Source organism: Streptomyces sp. NPDC037389, assembly GCF_040636475.1.
GTDB lineage: Bacteria > Actinomycetota > Actinomycetes > Streptomycetales > Streptomycetaceae > Streptomyces > Streptomyces hesseae.
In genome coordinates this window covers 542,635-557,228 of sequence record NZ_JBEZUS010000002.1, presented here as the reverse complement: position 1 = coordinate 557,228, position 14,594 = coordinate 542,635, and the positions used below count along the sequence as shown (strand labels likewise).

Sequence of the window (14,594 nt, the reverse complement as noted above, 5' to 3'; positions counted from 1 at the left end):
CCTGTCGGCCGGATCAGTCCTGCCGTCCGGATCAGTCCTGCTTCTTCCGCCGCGTCCCGAAAACGATCTCGTCCCAGCTCGGCACCGCCGCCCGTCGCCCAGGGCGGACGCCGTCCGCCTCGGCCTGGCGGTCCGTCGTGCCGGTCAGGCGTTCGCGGTGTCCCGCCACCGACCGCGGCATGAGGACGTCCGCGTAGGCGGACCCGGCGCTGGCGGCCGGGGCCGGGGGCTCCACGACCTCCGGCTCCTCCGCCGGGGCCTCGGACGGGGGCGAGGGGATCGCGCCGACGGCCGGGGGCGTCGAGGGCGGCTCGGGTACGACCATGTCGCCCCGGAAGCTCGGCACGGCCTCCAGGAGGCTGGTCAGCGAGTCACGGTCGCGCTCCTTGGGCGCGTCCTCGGTCGGCGCCTCGCCGGAGGGCGCCTCCGCGTCCGCGCCGTCGGCGGACTGCCGGTCCCGGTCGAGGGAACGGTCCAGCGGCCGGTCGCGCGGCAGCCGGGCGATGCGCGGCACGAACGGGAAGGTCGGCTCGGGCGTGTCGTCGGTCTCGCCGATGAGCGCCCGCGCCTCGTCGTCCAGCGCCTGAACGATCCGGCGCGGCGGATCGTAGGTCCAGCTGGCCGCGCGCGGCTCCCCGGCGGCGCGGTAGACCAGCAGGACTTCCCAGGTGCCGTCGTCGCGGCGCCAGGAGTCCCACTGGGCGGTGTCCTTCTCGGCGCCGCGCAGCATCATGCGCTCCGCGACGGTCTCGCCGAGCGGCGGGCCGCTGTTCTCGCCGGGGCGGCGTACGGGCGTCTTGCGGGCCCGCTCCGCCATGAAGGCGCGTTCGGCGAGCACGGGGCCCTCGAAGCGCCGTACGCGCTCCACGGGGATGCCCGCGAGCTGGGCGACCTCCTCCGCCGAGGCGCCGGCCCGGATACGGGCCTGGATGTCGCGGGGCCGGAGGTGGCTCTCCACCTCGATCTCGATCTGGCCGAGGCGTGCGCGGTCGTTGCGCACGGCGGCGCGGAGCCGCTCGTCGATGGGAAGGGTGTACTCCGTGCTGTCCGCAGACTTGAGAACCAGCCGTGTGCCGTCGTTGGAGACTGCCACGACACGCAGTTCGGGCATGGGGACCTCCCGGGTGGTGCCTGCCGACGTCACCTGCGTCGCTGCTTCCGCTAGTCGAGTGTGGCCTGCCCGGGTAGCAGCCTGCCACAACATTGCCGAGTTGACGGGGCGAGAGCCGCCCGGGCCCCTCCCGCCGGATCCGGTGGATTCCGGGCAGCCGAACGGGATATTGGGGCCAGGGCTCGCCACAGTACTCCATTCGGGCCAGCGGGCGTGGATCGGCGCGCCAGCGAAGTTCACCTGCGGCAAGGGAGTTGGAATGCGCCCCTTGGGGCGGGCTCGGCCGGACTTGGTTCCCGTGGGTGGCGAGGTTCACATAATCGCCCGATTCGGAACTGTTCGTTGGGCTCGAATGTCTCTTCTGGCTATAAGAGGGACCGAAAGGAACAACAGAGGCTGGAGATGGACGACAAAGCCGAAAGTGAGGCAAAAGCCAAGGGCAAGCGCCTGGAACTGAGCGTCGCACAGGTGTCCGGTAGTGCTCTGGCGGCGGTCGTGGCGGCCCTGCTCGCGGGCAAACTCGGTGTATACGGCACGGTACTCGGTGCCGGTGTCGTCAGCGTGGTGGCCACTACGGGTGGCACAGTCTTCCAGCACCTGTTCAAACGTACGGGTGAGCAGATACGCGAGGCGGCGGGCCCGGCGGAGCCCCGGCTCCGTCAGGTGCCGGTGCGCGACGCGTCCCGCGCCGTGGACCGGGCGCGCTCGGCCGACGCCGCGACGACCGTGCTCCCCGCAGCGGGAGCGGCACGGGACGGCCGGTCCGGCCTGGAGCGCACCCAGCTGCTCGGACAGGTCGACGCGACAGGCGCGCTGCCGGGGACCGAGGACCGTACGCAACTGCTGCACCAGGTGTCACATCCCGGTGCGAATCCGGCGCAATCCGAGGCGTACGCCGGTGCGTACACCGGCGCGCAGGACGACGCGTACATCCACGGCTACTCCGACACGTTCTCGCACGGCACGACCCACGGCACCCGGCTGCGCGGCTGGAAGCGCCCGCTGCTGGCGGCCGCGGGCGTCTTCGCCCTGGCCATGGGCACGGTGACGGCGGTGGAGCTCGTCTCCGGTTCCAGCGCGGACGGGGACAAGGGCGGGACGACCGTCAGCCGGATCTTCCAGCCGGGCAAGAGCGAGAAGAAGCAGGACCCGGATCCGTCGCAGGCCCCGGACCCCGGCCGCTCGCACGGCGGGAGCGAGGCGGGCGCCGGCGAGAGCGGCGCGACCCCTTCGCCGGGCGCGTCGCAGCAGGGCGGCGGCAGCGGTACGGGCAAGCAGACGCCGGACCCGGGGCCGACCCCGTCCTCCGGCGGCGGCTCCACGCCGAAGCCGACCCCGACGCCGGACAGCGGCTCGTCGCCGGACGCCGGCAAGGGCGGGACGGACGGCAAGGGCGGCGGCACCGGTGGCCAGGGCTCCGGTGGCACGGGCGGCCAGTCCCCCTCGCCGCAGCCCGGCCAGAACGCCGCGGCCGGTACGGGCGCGGGCACCGGCTCCGGTACCGGCACGGCCTCGTAGGACGAGACGCGCGGGAACATCACGGGCGCCGGGCGGCGGACCTCCCCCGAGGGGACCGAGCCCGGCGCCCGTGGTGTCACTCGCCCAGGACCCGCCGCAGGTAGGCGTTGCCGAAGACGCGCTCCGGATCCAGCCGGTCCCGTACCGCCGTGAACTCCGCGAAGCGCGGATAGACGTCCGCCAGATACGTGGCGTCGCGGTTGTGCAGCTTCCCCCAGTGCGGCCGGCCCCCATGGGCCGTCATGATCTGCTCGACGGCCGTGAAATACGCCTGGTGCGGGGTACCCCTGTACATGTGTACGGCGATATAGGCCGTATCCCTGCCCGAAGCGGTGGACAGCGGGATGTCGTCCGCCGGGGCCGTCCGTACCTCCACGGGGAAGCTCACCCGCAGCCGCCGGCGCTCGATCATCGCCCGCAGCTCCCGCAGGGCCGCCGTCGCCGCCTCGCGCGGCAGCGCGTACTCCATCTCCAGGAAGCGCACCCGGCGGGGGCTGGTGAAGACCTTGTAAGGGATGTCGGTGTACGTACGGGGGGACAGGGCCCGGGCGGAGAGCCGGGCGATTCCGGGGACCGTTCCGGGGACGGCCCGGCCCAGCGCGCAGACGGCGCCGAAGACCCCGTTCGACAGCAGTTCGTCCTGCACCCAGGCGGCGGCCCGGCCGGGCGGGGCCGCCGGGCCCTCGACTCGGTTGTTCCGCTTGGTGGTGCAGCGGTCGGTGTGCGGGAACCAGTAGAACTCGAAGTGCTCGTTCTCCGCGACGAGCGCGTCGAAGCCGGACGTCACCGCGCCGAAGGACATCGGCTCCTCGCGCGCGGCGAGCAGGAACTCCGGCTCGACCCGGAAGGTGATCGCGGTGATCACCCCCAGTGCGCCGAGGCCCACCCGCGCCGCGGCGAACACCTCCGGGTCCTCCCGCGCCGAGCAGGTCAGCACCGAACCGTCGGCGGTCACCAACTCCAGCCCGGCGACCTGGGCGGCGATCGCGCCCGAGTCGCGGCCGGTGCCATGGGTGCCGGTGCTGACGGCCCCGGAGACCGTCTGCTCCATGATGTCGCCCATGTTCGTCAGGGACAGGCCCCGGGCGGAGAGCTCCTCATTGAGCCGGCGGAGTGTCATGCCCGCACCGACCGTCACGGTCCCGGCGTCCCGGTCGACCGAACGGATGCCGGTCAGGCCCTCCGGGTGTATCAGCAGACCGTCGGTGGCGGCCGCGGCGGTGAAGGAGTGGCCGCTGCCGACCGCCTTCACCTTCAGGCCGTCGGAGGCGGCCCGGACGACCGCCGCGGCCAGTTCCTCCGCGGTCCGCGGGGCCACCGTGCGGGCGGGACGGGCGGTGACGTTCCCCGCCCAGTTGCGCCATAAGCCTTCGTCATGCTTCCTGGTGGCGCTGTTCCGCCAGGTGCTGTTCGTCCTTGCCGTCGCCCCCATGGGCGCGCACCCCCACCCGCTCCGGCGCCGGCCGCAGCCGGCGGTATCCGAGGAACGCGCCGACGGCCGCGAGCAGTCCCGCCGCGCCGGACACCGCGTACCCCGCCCGGGCCCCGGCCGCGTCCACCACCCAGCCGGCGGCCGACGAGCCGAGCGCCACGCCGACCGCCAGCCCGGTGCTCGTCCAGGTCATGCCCTCGGTCAGCTTCGCGCGCGGTACGTGCTGCTCGACGAGGGCCATCGTGGTCACCATCGTCGGCGCGATGGCCAGGCCCGCGACAAAGAGCGCCACGGCCAGGAACGGCAGGTTCCCGACCAGTTGGAGGGGGATCATACTCACGGCCATCGCACACACGCCCAGAACCCAGCGGCGGGCGGCGTCACCCCGCAGGTGGAGCAGGCCGAAGACCGCGCCGGCGATCCCGGAGCCCAGCGCGTACACCGCGAGCACCAGGCTGGAGGCGGCCTTGTGGCCCTGCTCCTCGGCGAAGGCCACGGTGACGACGTCGATGGAGCCGAACAGGGCGCCGGTGGCCGCGAAGACCACCACCAGCACCTGAAGCCCCCGCGAGCCCAGCGCGGAGCCCGCCGTCTGGTCCGTCCGGGGGTGCGGCTTCGGCTCGGTGGCCCGCTGCGCGGTCAGCCACACCACGCCGATCGCCAGGAAGCAGGCCGCCAGCAGCGGACCCGCCTCGGGGAACCAGCTCGTGGACAGGCCGATCGACAGGATCGGCCCGATGATGAACACGACCTCGTCGATGACGGACTCGGCCGAGTACGCCGTGTGGAGCTCGCGCGGCGAGCCGTGGAACAGCGCCGCCCACCGGGCCCGCACCATCGACCCCACGCTCGGCACACAGCCCGCGCCCGCCGCGAAGACGAAGAGCGTCCACTCGGGCCAGCGCTGCTGCGCGCTCACCAGCAGCCCGGCGACGGCCGCCAGCGCGAGGGCCGTCGCCGGGCGGACCACGCGCCGCTGCCCGTGCCGGTCGACCAGCCGGGAGACCTGCGGTCCCAGGACGGCGGCGGAGAGCGCCAGGGTCGCCGAGACGGCGCCCGCCAGCCCGTACCGGCCGGTCAGCTGGGAGATCATCGTGACGACGCCTATGCCGAGCATCGACAGGGGCAGCCTGCCGACGAGGCCCGCCGCGGCGAAGCCCTTGGTGCCGGGTGCGGCGAATATCGCGCGGTAGGGACTGGACAACGACGGCTCCCGGGGAAGTCGGCACTGGGGGACGGGGCGAGGGTGCCGTAAGGGACGAAGGTGGCCGATACAGCTTACGTCTGTACGTTCGTGCGACGCACCGCCATTTCCCGGCTGTCAGTGGCGGGTGGCAGGATCGGAGGCATGTCGGATCAGCCATCCCACGCCCCCTATGACGCCCTGCTGTTGCTCTCCTTCGGCGGGCCCGAGGGGCCGGACGACGTCGTCCCGTTCCTGGAGAACGTCACCCGCGGCCGGGGCATCCCCCGCGAGCGGCTCAAGGAGGTCGGGCAGCACTACTTCCTCTTCGGTGGCGTCAGCCCGATCAACGACCAGAACCGGGCGCTGTTGCGCGCCCTGCGCGAGGACTTCGCGGCGCGCGGCGTCGACCTCCCGGTCTACTGGGGCAATCGCAACTGGGCGCCGTACCTGACCGACACGCTGCGCCGGATGGTGGCCGACGGCCACCGCCGGGTGCTCGCCCTGACCACCAGCGCCTACGCCTCCTACTCCGGCTGCCGGCAGTACCGGGAGAACCTCGCCGACGCGCTGGCCACGCTGGAGGCCGAGGGCCTGCCCCTGCCGCGCGTCGACAAGCTGCGGCACTACTTCAACCACCCCGGCTTCGTCGCTCCCATGGCCGAGGCGACGCTGGCCGCGCTCGCCCGGCTGCCCGAGGAGGCCCGGGCCGGCGCCCATCTGGCCTTCACCACCCACTCCATCCCCACGGCCGCCGCCGACACCTCCGGCGCGGCCGAGGGCCACGGCGACGGCGGCGCCTACGTCGCCGAGCACCTCGACGTCGCCCGGCTCGTCGCGGAGGCGGTGCGCGAGGAGACCGGCGTCGAGGACCGCCCCTGGCGCCTCGTCTACCAGTCCCGCAGCGGCGCCCCGCACATCCCCTGGCTCGAGCCCGACATCTGCGACCACCTGGAGACGGTGAGCGCCGAGGGCGCGCCGGCCGTCGTCATGGTGCCCATCGGCTTCGTCTCGGACCACATGGAGGTCAAGTACGACCTCGACACCGAGGCCACCGCCAAGGCCGCCGAGCTGGGCCTGCCCGTGGCCCGGGCCGCCACCGTCGGCGCCGACCCGCGCTTCGCCGCCGCCGTCCGCGAGCTGGTGCTGGAGCGCGCGGCGACCGAGCGGGGAGAGCGGCCCGAGCGCTGCGCGCTGGGCTCGCTCGGGCCCTCCCACGACCTCTGCCCCGTCGGCTGCTGCCCGGCGCGGGCCCCGCGCCCGGCCGCCGCCGGCGCCGACAGCCCGTACGCGTAAGGAGCCGCTGACCGTGACTGTGAACGACGCCCCCGACGCCCCTGATGCGCCTGATGCCCCCGGCGCCCTCGACGTCCTCAAGGACGAGCTCCTGGCCGTGGCCCTGGAGGCCGCCGACCGGGCCGGAGCGCTGCTGCGCGACGGCCGGCCCGCCGATCTCGGCGTGGCCGCCACCAAGACCAGCCCCATCGACGTCGTCACCGAGATGGACATCGCCGCCGAGAAGCTGATCACCGGCTTCATCGCGGGGCGCCGCCCGCACGACGGGCTGCTGGGGGAGGAGGGGGCCAGCACCGAGGGCACCAGCGGGGTGCGCTGGGTGATCGACCCCCTCGACGGCACGGTCAACTATCTGTACGGGCTGCCGTCGTGGGCCGTGTCGATAGCCGCCGAGATCGACGGAGAGGCGGTCGTGGGCGTCGTCGCGGCGCCGATGCGCGGCGAGACGTACCGCGCCGTGCGCGGGCGGGGTGCCTTCGAGGGGGAGCGGCGGCTGCGCTGCCGGCCCGCGCCCGCCTTCGCCCAGGCCCTCATCGGCACGGGCTTCGGCTATCTGACGGCCCGGCGCGCCGCCCAGGCGGAAGTGGTGCGCGCGATCCTGCCGGAGGTGCGGGACATCCGCCGCGCCGGAGCGGCGGCGATCGACCTGTGCGACGTGGCCTGCGGCCGGCTCGACGGCTACTACGAGCGCGGGCTCAACCCCTGGGACTACGCGGCCGGCGCCCTCATCGCCCGTGAGTCCGGCGCCCTGACGGGCGGCCGCCCCGGGGCCCCGGCCTCGGGCGAGCTGACGATCGCTGCCGCCCCGGGCCTCTTCGAGCCGCTCCAGGCCCGGCTGGAGGAGCTGGGCGCCTGGCACGACTAGCCCTGCGGGCGGCTTCCGGGGACGGTCGGTGGCCCGCCGTCGCGGCCGGGGCCGCCGCCCCGGACCGGGCCTCGCGATGGCCTCCAGCCATGCCCCGGCCACGGGCTGCCGGGGCGGGGGCGAAGCCCCTCGCCCGTCCGGGGGGCTGGAGGCCTGCCCCAGGAAACGGTGAAAGGGCAGGACTGGGGCACCCTCCCCGCCGCAACGGCGGTTGGCCACCGGCTGCGCACCCGGCGGTGCCGCACCCGCCGCACGAGCCCCCGCCCAAGCACCCCTGCCCAAGCACCCACGCGCAGGCGCCCCCGGCACGGGGCTTCCGTGCCGGGGGCGCTCCGCGCTGTGCGGATCAGGCGGATCAGACTTGTACGCCGTGCTCCGCCGCCAGGCGGTGAAGCTCGTCGAGCTCCGCCTGTTCGACGTCGGCGAGGTAGTCGTCGCCCGTACGACGGGCGTGGTCGAGGTCGGACCGGGTCATCTCTATGCGCTGCAGAATGCCAGCGGTGAACGCGTCCATGGTGCTGCGCCCCCTCGTCGTGGGTTGGCGGCACGGGGGTGTGCCACGGCGAAAACGATCACTGCGTGGTGTACCCGCATACGCGTAGGCGTACGGAGAAGCGTGATCGCGGGTGTGCAGACGTCTTCCCCACCCCGGTCCGGGCGGAAACCTGTGACCGCCGAAGAATCCGGAATCCTTCCCAGGCAGACCGCCAGGCACCCCTTACAGCCGGTTTACCGACATCCGAGGCAGGATGGAGGGACCCATCAGGGGGATCACGCCTGCCCACACGGGCCAAGAGGAAGGAACAGCGCCGTGCGCGTACTCGTCGTCGAGGACGAGCAACTGCTCGCAGACGCCGTCGCCACCGGACTGCGCCGGGAGGCCATGGCCGTCGACGTCGTGTACGACGGAGCGGCCGCCCTGGAGCGCATCGCCGTCAACGACTACGACGTCGTCGTGCTCGACCGTGACCTGCCGCTCGTCCATGGTGACGACGTCTGCCGCAAGGTCGTCGAGCTCGGCATCCCCACCCGGGTCCTGATGCTGACCGCCTCCGGCGACGTCAGCGACCGGGTGGCCGGCCTGGAGCTCGGCGCCGACGACTACCTTCCCAAGCCCTTCGCGTTCAGCGAGCTCACCGCGCGCGTCCGGGCGCTGGGCCGGCGGACGACCGTGGCGCTGCCGCCCGTGCTGGAGCGGGCCGGCATCAAGCTGGACCCCAACCGCCGCGAGGTGTTCCGCGACGGCCGCGAGGTGCAGCTGGCGCCCAAGGAGTTCGCGGTGCTGGAGGTGCTCATGCGCAGCGAGGGGGCTGTGGTCTCGGCCGAGCAGCTGCTGGAGAAGGCCTGGGACGAGAACACCGACCCGTTCACCAACGTGGTCCGGGTCACCGTGATGACCCTGCGCCGCAAGCTCGGCGAACCCCCGGTGATCGTCACCGTCCCGGGCTCCGGATACCGGATCTGACCCCGATGGCCGCCACCCCCACCCCGCAGGCCCCGCCGAAGCCCGCTTGGGACCCCCGCCAGCCCGTCGTCCGCCCGTACCCCTGGCTCCGCCCGACCATCCGGATACGTCTCACCCTGCTCTACGGCGGGATGTTCCTGATGGCCGGCGTGCTGCTGCTGACGATCATCTACCTGCTGGCGGCGAATGCCCTCGATGTCGGCAGCCAGCCGCTGATCAAGCTGACGGGCGGCACCCAGTTCGCGGTCGAGAATCCGAGTCTCTGCCCCCAGCTCGGGAACGTCTCCACCTACCAGGAGGCGAACCACGTCCTGAGCACCTGCCAGGCTGACCTGCGGGCCATGGCACTCGACACGCTCCTCAAGCGCTCCCTCCTCGCCCTCCTCGGCCTCGCGGTGATCGCGTTCGCCTTCGGTTACGCCATGTCGGGCCGGGTCCTCTCGCCGCTGGGCAAGATGACCCGTACCGCTCGCCGCGTCGCCGCCACGGACCTGACCCGGCGGATCGAGCTGGGCGGCCCGGACGACGAGCTCAAGGAGCTGTCGGACACCTTCGACGAGATGCTGGACCGGCTGGAGCGGGCCTTCACCGCCCAGCAGCGCTTCGTCGCCAACGCCTCGCACGAGCTGCGCACCCCGCTGGCGATCAACCGCACCCTGCTGGAGGTCAGCCTCTCCGACCCCGGGGCCTCCCCGGAGCTCCATCAGCTGGGCAAGACGCTGCTGGCCACGAACGAGCGCAGCGAGCAGCTAGTGGAGGGCCTGCTGCTGCTCGCCCGCAGCGACAACGAGATCGTGGACCGCAAGCCCGTGGACCTCGCCGAGGTGGCCTCCCAGGCCCTCGACCAGGCCCGTGGGGAGGCCCAGGCCAAGGGCGTGGAGCTGCGCGGCACCCGGCAGCCCGCGGTCGTCCAGGGCAACGGCGTGCTGCTGGAGCGGATCGCGCTGAACCTCGTGCAGAACGCGGTGCGCTACAACACCCCCGACGGCTGGGTGGAGGTCACCACCCAGGCCCTGCCGGGCCAGGCCGTGCTGATCGTGGAGAACACCGGCCCGGTCGTCCCGGCCTACGAGGTGGACAACATCTTCGAGCCCTTCAGGCGGCTGCGCACGGAGCGTACCGGCAGCGACAAGGGCGTCGGCCTGGGGCTGTCCATCGTGCGCTCGGTGGCCCGGGCTCACGGCGGGCGGATCACCGCGGAGCCGCGCGAGGGAGGTGGCCTGGCCATGCGCGTCGTCCTGCCCACCTGACCGGGCCGGTCCGGGTTGTGCCCGGGCGAGGGGAGTCTGCGACAATAGGTCCTCGCGGGTTCGCTTTGGGCGGAATTAATCCGGTCCGCCCGGCGTCGCGGCTGTGTGTGATCGGTCACATACGCAGACTTCCGGCCATCTACTCTCCGTGATCGGCATCCCCGGGAGAACGCCTGAAAAATGGGGGTTTCCAGGGGTCCTGATCACGGGAAGTACACGGAATGGCGTGGCCGCGCACGGCATTTCGACCGTGTACGGTCCCCATCGACACCCGTCCCGATCACCTCTTCAGGTGTGCGGTTGGGTGTCGATTGAGTAACAGACCTTGATGTGAGGCAAAATCTCCGCCTCGGGTCGGGCACAAGTCCGGCCTCTCACGCGTTACGTGCGCTGGAGATACCGCAGACACCCAGAGGGGGAGAGCGACATGGCAACGGACTACGACACCCCACGCAAGACCGACGACGACGTCGACAGTGACAGCCTTGAAGAACTGAAGTCCCGGCGGAACGACAAGTCCTCGTCGTCCGTCGACGTCGACGACTTCGAGGCCGCCGAGGGCATGGAGCTGCCCGGCGCCGATCTTTCCAACGAGGAGCTGGCCGTTCGGGTCCTGCCCAAGCAGGCCGACGAGTTCACGTGCATGAGCTGTTTCCTCGTGCACCACCGCAGCCAGCTCGCCGGGGAGAAGAACGGCCAGCCGATCTGCCGCGACTGCGAGTAGGCGAGGGTCTGCCATGGCAGGCTCGAACCCGTTCCGGAAGCGGCGTCCCCAGCGGCCCGGGCTGACCTCCGGGCCCGTCGAGGACGTTCCTGGCGGCACGGTCGAGGCCGGTGCCGACCCGACCACCGAGCGAGGCCGTACGGCCTCGCTCGCGGTCGTCGTCGGCCAGGAGGCCGCCGCGCGGCTGCGCAAGGGTGGCCGGCTCGGCCGGGCGGGGCTCACCGTCGTAGCGGACCGGATCATCGCGAACGCTCCACGCATCCCGGTGCGTGATCTCGCGACTCTTCGCACACAGTTCCCCGGCCTCGGGCCGGAGGAGCTCGCGGACAAACTGGTGGCCGGTGCCGTCTACGGCACCTCCACCGTGGGCGCGGGCATCGGGGCGGCGGCCATGCTGCCCGTGCCGCCCGCCATGCCCGCCGAGCTGGCGGCGGAGGTCATCGCGGTCGCCGCCGTGGAGTACAAGCTCATCGCCGAGCTGCACGAGGTGTACGGCGTCCGGGCCCCCGGCAGCGGGCGCCAGCGGGCCGTGGCCTACCTCGGAGCCTGGGCCGACGAGCGTGGCATCGACGTCACGTCCCCCTTGACCGTCAATGCCGCGCTCGGCGGCCAGCTCCGTCGCGAGCTGCGCCAGCGGGTGCTGAAGCGCACTTTCCGCAACCTCCCCAACCTCACGCCCTTCATGATCGGCGCGACCGTCGGCGCGGTGATGAACCGCCGGGACACCAAGCGGCTCGCCGAGAAGGTCCGCGCGGACCTGCGCACCCGGCGGGTCCCCTGGGACGAACTCGCGGGCACGCCCCCGGAACCGCCGGACGAGGGTCTGGGGCTGGCCTGACCCATGGGAACGGCCCGCAAGGGCCTCTCAGGGGCCCGTGTGGGCCTTGTGGGTGACCGCCGGGCCCGGGGGAGCCACGGGAGTCGCGCGGGCCCGCCCTCAAGCCAGTACGGCCTCAAGCCCGTACGGCCTCAAGCCCGTACGGCCTCGACGGCGGCGGCCAGCCGCTCGGGGAAACGCGTGGAGAGATAGAGATACGGAGTGGGGTCCGCCAGGTCGGTGACCTCGATCCGCACCGCCGTGGGCACATAGCCGCGCAGCAGCATGAAGGCGCGGGTGTCCGCCTTGTGGGTGCGCCAGGCGCGGGCCTCCTCGGCGTCCAGCACCTCCGGCACCCCCAGCGCCGCGACGGGGATCTTCGCGTCCCCCGCCACCAGGGCGTCGCCGACCACCCGGATCCGCGCCGAGCCGTACGAGCTGACCGCCATCGCGGCCAGCGCCGAGCCGCCGATCAGCCCGCCCAGCATCGGCAGGGTGCCCAGCGGCAGCAGGATCAGCGCCATGGCGACGCCGGCCATGACCGCGATGACCCACCAGGAGCGGGGCGCGGTCAGGCGTTCTTCGTAAGGCTGCATACGCACAAGCTTGGCACGGACGGGACCGGGCCCCGCTCGCGCGGGTAAGGTCAGCCCCTGTGAGTGGACGAACGACAGCGCTGACACCGCCGGCCGACGCACGGCCTCCGGTGCGGCACCCCGAAGCCCCCGCGCCCGGAGAGATCATCGGGTCGCACTACGAACACTGCTTCGGTTGCGGCGGCGGTCAGCCGCACGGGCTGCACCTGGAGACGCGCGCCGGCGAGGGCGTGAGCGTCACCGCCGAGTTCCGCGTCAGGGAGGCCCACCAGGGCGCCCCCGGCCTGGCCCACGGCGGTGTGCTGGCCACGGCCCTGGACGAGACCCTGGGCTCGCTGGGCTGGCTGCTGCGCACCATCGCGGTGACCGGACGGCTGGAGACGGACTTCACGCGTCCGGTGCCGGTCGGCACCGTGCTGCACCTGACGGCCGAGGCCGTCGCGGTGCACGGCCGCAAGATCTACTGCACGGCCACCGGCCGCATCGGCGGCCCGGAGGGCCCGGTCGCGGTACAGGCGGACGCGGTGTTCATCGAGGTCAAGGTCGACCACTTCATCGAGAACGGCCGCAAGCAGGAGATCCAGGCCGCCCTCGCCGATCCCGACCAGGTGAAGGTCGCCCGAGCCTTTGAGGTGAACCCGTGAGCGTCGTGCCCCGTCCGCAGCTGGACGTCCTGATCCGCAGGGTCGACCCCGAGGTGCCCGTTCCCTCGTACGGGCACCCCGGTGACGCGGGCTGCGACCTCGTCACCACCGAGGCCGCCGAGCTCGCCCCCGGCGAGCGCGCGGTGCTGCCCACCGGCATCTCCATCGCGCTGCCCGACGGCTACGCGGCGTTCGTCCACCCCCGGTCGGGCCTGGCGGCCCGCTGCGGGGTGTCCATGGTCAATGCCCCGGGCACCATCGATGCCGGGTACCGTGGAGAGATCAAGGTGATTGTGGTCAATCTGGACCCGCGCGAGAGCGTCCGGTTCGAGAGGTTCGACCGCATCGCCCAATTGGTTGTCCAGCAGGTCGAGAAGGTCCGCTTCCACGAGGTGGCGGAGCTTCCCGGCTCGGCGCGGGCCGAAGGGGGCTTCGGGTCCACCGGTGGCCACGCTGCCGTGGGGAATGGATTCGCTTCGGTCGCCTGCGACCGGGAAGGACAGTGACGTGTTCGGTCGTCGCCGCAAGCGCAGCGAGGACGTTGTCGATCGTATCGACGACGTGGCCTCCGAGGAGTTGACTGAGGACTCCCGGGCCGCAGAGGCCACCGCGGCCGAGAGCCGGATCCGGCTGGAGCCGGGGCCGCGCCCCGACGGTCCGTGGGACGCCTCCGAGGCCGGGGACCCCGCCGAGGGCCGGGTGGACCTGGGCGGACTGTTCGTGCCCGGCGTCGAGGGCATGGAGCTGAGGGTCGAGGTCGCCGGTGACGCCATCGTCGCCGCGACCGTGGTGCTGCGCGACAGCGCCGTCCAGCTCCAGGCGTTCGCCGCCCCCAAGCGCGAGGGCATCTGGGGCGAGGTCCGCGATGAGATCGCGGCCGGCATCACCCAGCAGGGCGGTGTCGTGGACGAGGTCGAGGGGCCGCTCGGCTGGGAGCTGCGGGCCCAGGTGCCCGTGGCGCTGCCGGACGGCACCCAGGGCGTCCAGCTCGTCCGTTTCATCGGCTGTGACGGTCCGCGCTGGTTCCTGCGCGGTGTGATCTCCGGCCAGGGCGCGGTGCAGCCGCAGACCGCCGGGCTGCTGGAGCAGGTCTTCCGGGACACCGTCGTGGTGCGCGGGGAGTCCCCGATGGCGCCGCGCGACCCGATCGTCCTGAAGCTGCCCGACGACGCGCAGATGGTGGCCGAGGGGCTCCAGCAGCAGGAGGAGCCGGGCTCCCGCTTCGCGGGCGGCGTGGACCGCCTCCAGCGCGGCCCGGAGATCTCCGAGATCCGCTGACGCCGAGGGCTTCGTCCGGCCGCCGGGCGGCCGGAACATGCCGTTTCGCTGGGCCGGAACCCGTAATACGGGTTCCGGCCCAGTGGCGTTTCCGGAGCGTTTTCGCAGGTCCACGAGGCCTGCGTATGGATCTCGTCAAGGGGGCGCTAATGGCCGTAAGGGAGGCGTCAACGGAAGCGCTACCGGGCGGTAGTGGAGGTTTCCTCTAGAGGTCCGTTCTCCCGAACCTCTCTAGGAGCACACGATGGCCGATGTGGCCTTCGTCGTCACCACCGTCGCGGTCTTCGTGCTGGTGGCTCTCGTCGCCAAGGGGGTGACGAAGCTGTGACCGCCGAGAACATCGTCGGCCTCGTCGTGGCCGTCGCCCTGCTGGGCTACCTGATCCTCGCCCTCGTTTTCCCGGAGAGGTTCTGAG

Annotated in this window: 15 protein-coding genes; 11 read left to right on the top strand and 4 right to left on the bottom strand. The window is 72.7% G+C overall.

Annotated elements, in window-relative coordinates; translation table 11 throughout:
• Positions 1-31: 31 nt before the first annotated feature.
• A complete protein-coding gene (gene sepH, locus AB0E98_RS06085; protein WP_361699050.1) occupies positions 32-1,111 on the bottom strand; it encodes a septation protein SepH in 1,080 nt (359 codons plus the stop codon).
• A 402-nt stretch (positions 1,112-1,513) separates the two neighbouring features.
• Here sepH and AB0E98_RS06080 point away from each other — a divergent pair, with 402 nt between their 5' ends.
• Positions 1,514-2,629, top strand: a complete 1,116-nt coding sequence (locus AB0E98_RS06080; RefSeq protein ID WP_361699048.1) for a hypothetical protein — start codon at positions 1,514-1,516, stop codon at positions 2,627-2,629.
• Between the two features lie 76 nt (positions 2,630-2,705).
• Here the strand turns inward: AB0E98_RS06080 and AB0E98_RS06075 are convergent, their stop codons facing one another.
• Positions 2,706-4,061 carry a D-arabinono-1,4-lactone oxidase gene (locus tag AB0E98_RS06075; protein WP_361699046.1) on the bottom strand — a complete coding sequence of 452 codons (1,356 nt, stop codon included), beginning with the start codon at positions 4,059-4,061 and terminating at the stop codon, positions 2,706-2,708.
• On the bottom strand, positions 4,003-5,265 hold the full coding sequence (locus AB0E98_RS06070; RefSeq protein ID WP_361699044.1) for an MFS transporter: 1,263 nt from the start codon (positions 5,263-5,265) through the stop codon (positions 4,003-4,005). The genes AB0E98_RS06075 and AB0E98_RS06070 overlap by 59 nt, the downstream gene beginning before the upstream one ends.
• A gap of 144 nt (positions 5,266-5,409) precedes the next feature.
• Here AB0E98_RS06070 and AB0E98_RS06065 point away from each other — a divergent pair, with 144 nt between their 5' ends.
• The 6 genes from AB0E98_RS06065 to AB0E98_RS06040 all read left to right on the top strand — a co-directional run bounded on the left by AB0E98_RS06065 (position 5,410) and on the right by AB0E98_RS06040 (position 11,682).
• Positions 5,410-6,540 carry a ferrochelatase gene (locus tag AB0E98_RS06065; protein WP_361699042.1) on the top strand — a complete coding sequence of 377 codons (1,131 nt, stop codon included), beginning with the start codon at positions 5,410-5,412 and terminating at the stop codon, positions 6,538-6,540.
• Between the two features lie 91 nt (positions 6,541-6,631).
• Complete coding sequence (locus tag AB0E98_RS06060; protein ID WP_361699372.1) at positions 6,632-7,405, top strand: inositol monophosphatase family protein; 774 nt, start codon at positions 6,632-6,634, stop codon at positions 7,403-7,405.
• 811 nt (positions 7,406-8,216) lie between these two features.
• On the top strand, positions 8,217-8,870 hold the full coding sequence (locus AB0E98_RS06055) for a response regulator transcription factor (protein WP_229357173.1): 654 nt from the start codon (positions 8,217-8,219) through the stop codon (positions 8,868-8,870).
• 5 nt (positions 8,871-8,875) lie between these two features.
• On the top strand, positions 8,876-10,120 hold the full coding sequence (locus AB0E98_RS06050) for a HAMP domain-containing sensor histidine kinase (protein ID WP_361699040.1): 1,245 nt from the start codon (positions 8,876-8,878) through the stop codon (positions 10,118-10,120).
• Between the two features lie 427 nt (positions 10,121-10,547).
• On the top strand, positions 10,548-10,844 hold the full coding sequence (locus tag AB0E98_RS06045) for a DUF4193 domain-containing protein (RefSeq protein ID WP_229355835.1): 297 nt from the start codon (positions 10,548-10,550) through the stop codon (positions 10,842-10,844).
• A 13-nt stretch (positions 10,845-10,857) separates the two neighbouring features.
• Positions 10,858-11,682 (top strand): hypothetical protein, encoded by an 825-nt coding sequence (locus AB0E98_RS06040; RefSeq protein WP_361699038.1) that lies wholly within the window; start codon positions 10,858-10,860, stop codon positions 11,680-11,682.
• Between the two features lie 131 nt (positions 11,683-11,813).
• On the opposite strand, the gene AB0E98_RS06035 is transcribed toward AB0E98_RS06040, so the two are convergent.
• Complete coding sequence (locus AB0E98_RS06035; protein ID WP_361699036.1) at positions 11,814-12,257, bottom strand: DUF3093 domain-containing protein; 444 nt, start codon at positions 12,255-12,257, stop codon at positions 11,814-11,816.
• 59 nt (positions 12,258-12,316) lie between these two features.
• Here AB0E98_RS06035 and AB0E98_RS06030 point away from each other — a divergent pair, with 59 nt between their 5' ends.
• From AB0E98_RS06030 to kdpF, 4 genes are all read left to right on the top strand, one after another.
• Positions 12,317-12,901 (top strand): PaaI family thioesterase, encoded by a 585-nt coding sequence (locus AB0E98_RS06030; protein ID WP_361699034.1) that lies wholly within the window; start codon positions 12,317-12,319, stop codon positions 12,899-12,901.
• A 5-nt stretch (positions 12,902-12,906) separates the two neighbouring features.
• A complete protein-coding gene (gene dut / locus AB0E98_RS06025) occupies positions 12,907-13,407 on the top strand; it encodes a dUTP diphosphatase (RefSeq protein ID WP_126918263.1) in 501 nt (166 codons plus the stop codon).
• 1 nt (position 13,408) lies between these two features.
• On the top strand, positions 13,409-14,179 hold the full coding sequence (locus tag AB0E98_RS06020) for a DUF3710 domain-containing protein (RefSeq protein WP_361699032.1): 771 nt from the start codon (positions 13,409-13,411) through the stop codon (positions 14,177-14,179).
• 324 nt (positions 14,180-14,503) lie between these two features.
• Positions 14,504-14,593: a K(+)-transporting ATPase subunit F gene (kdpF, locus tag AB0E98_RS06015; protein ID WP_043188605.1), complete on the top strand. Its 90-nt coding sequence runs from the start codon at positions 14,504-14,506 to the stop codon at positions 14,591-14,593.
• Position 14,594: the final 1 nt, after the last annotated feature.

Excerpts from the sequence above, each read along its gene's own strand:
- sepH (WP_361699050.1), bottom strand. The coding sequence starts at position 1,111 with ATGCCCGAACTGCGTGTCGTGGCAGTCTCCAACGACGGCACACGGCTG.
- AB0E98_RS06080 (WP_361699048.1), top strand. The coding sequence starts at position 1,514 with ATGGACGACAAAGCCGAAAGTGAGGCAAAAGCCAAGGGCAAGCGCCTG.
- AB0E98_RS06075 (WP_361699046.1), bottom strand. The coding sequence starts at position 4,061 with ATGGGGGCGACGGCAAGGACGAACAGCACCTGGCGGAACAGCGCCACC.
- AB0E98_RS06065 (WP_361699042.1), top strand. The coding sequence starts at position 5,410 with ATGTCGGATCAGCCATCCCACGCCCCCTATGACGCCCTGCTGTTGCTC.
- AB0E98_RS06050 (WP_361699040.1), top strand. The coding sequence starts at position 8,876 with ATGGCCGCCACCCCCACCCCGCAGGCCCCGCCGAAGCCCGCTTGGGAC.
- AB0E98_RS06045 (WP_229355835.1), top strand. The coding sequence starts at position 10,548 with ATGGCAACGGACTACGACACCCCACGCAAGACCGACGACGACGTCGAC.
- AB0E98_RS06040 (WP_361699038.1), top strand. The coding sequence starts at position 10,858 with ATGGCAGGCTCGAACCCGTTCCGGAAGCGGCGTCCCCAGCGGCCCGGG.
- AB0E98_RS06035 (WP_361699036.1), bottom strand. The coding sequence starts at position 12,257 with ATGCAGCCTTACGAAGAACGCCTGACCGCGCCCCGCTCCTGGTGGGTC.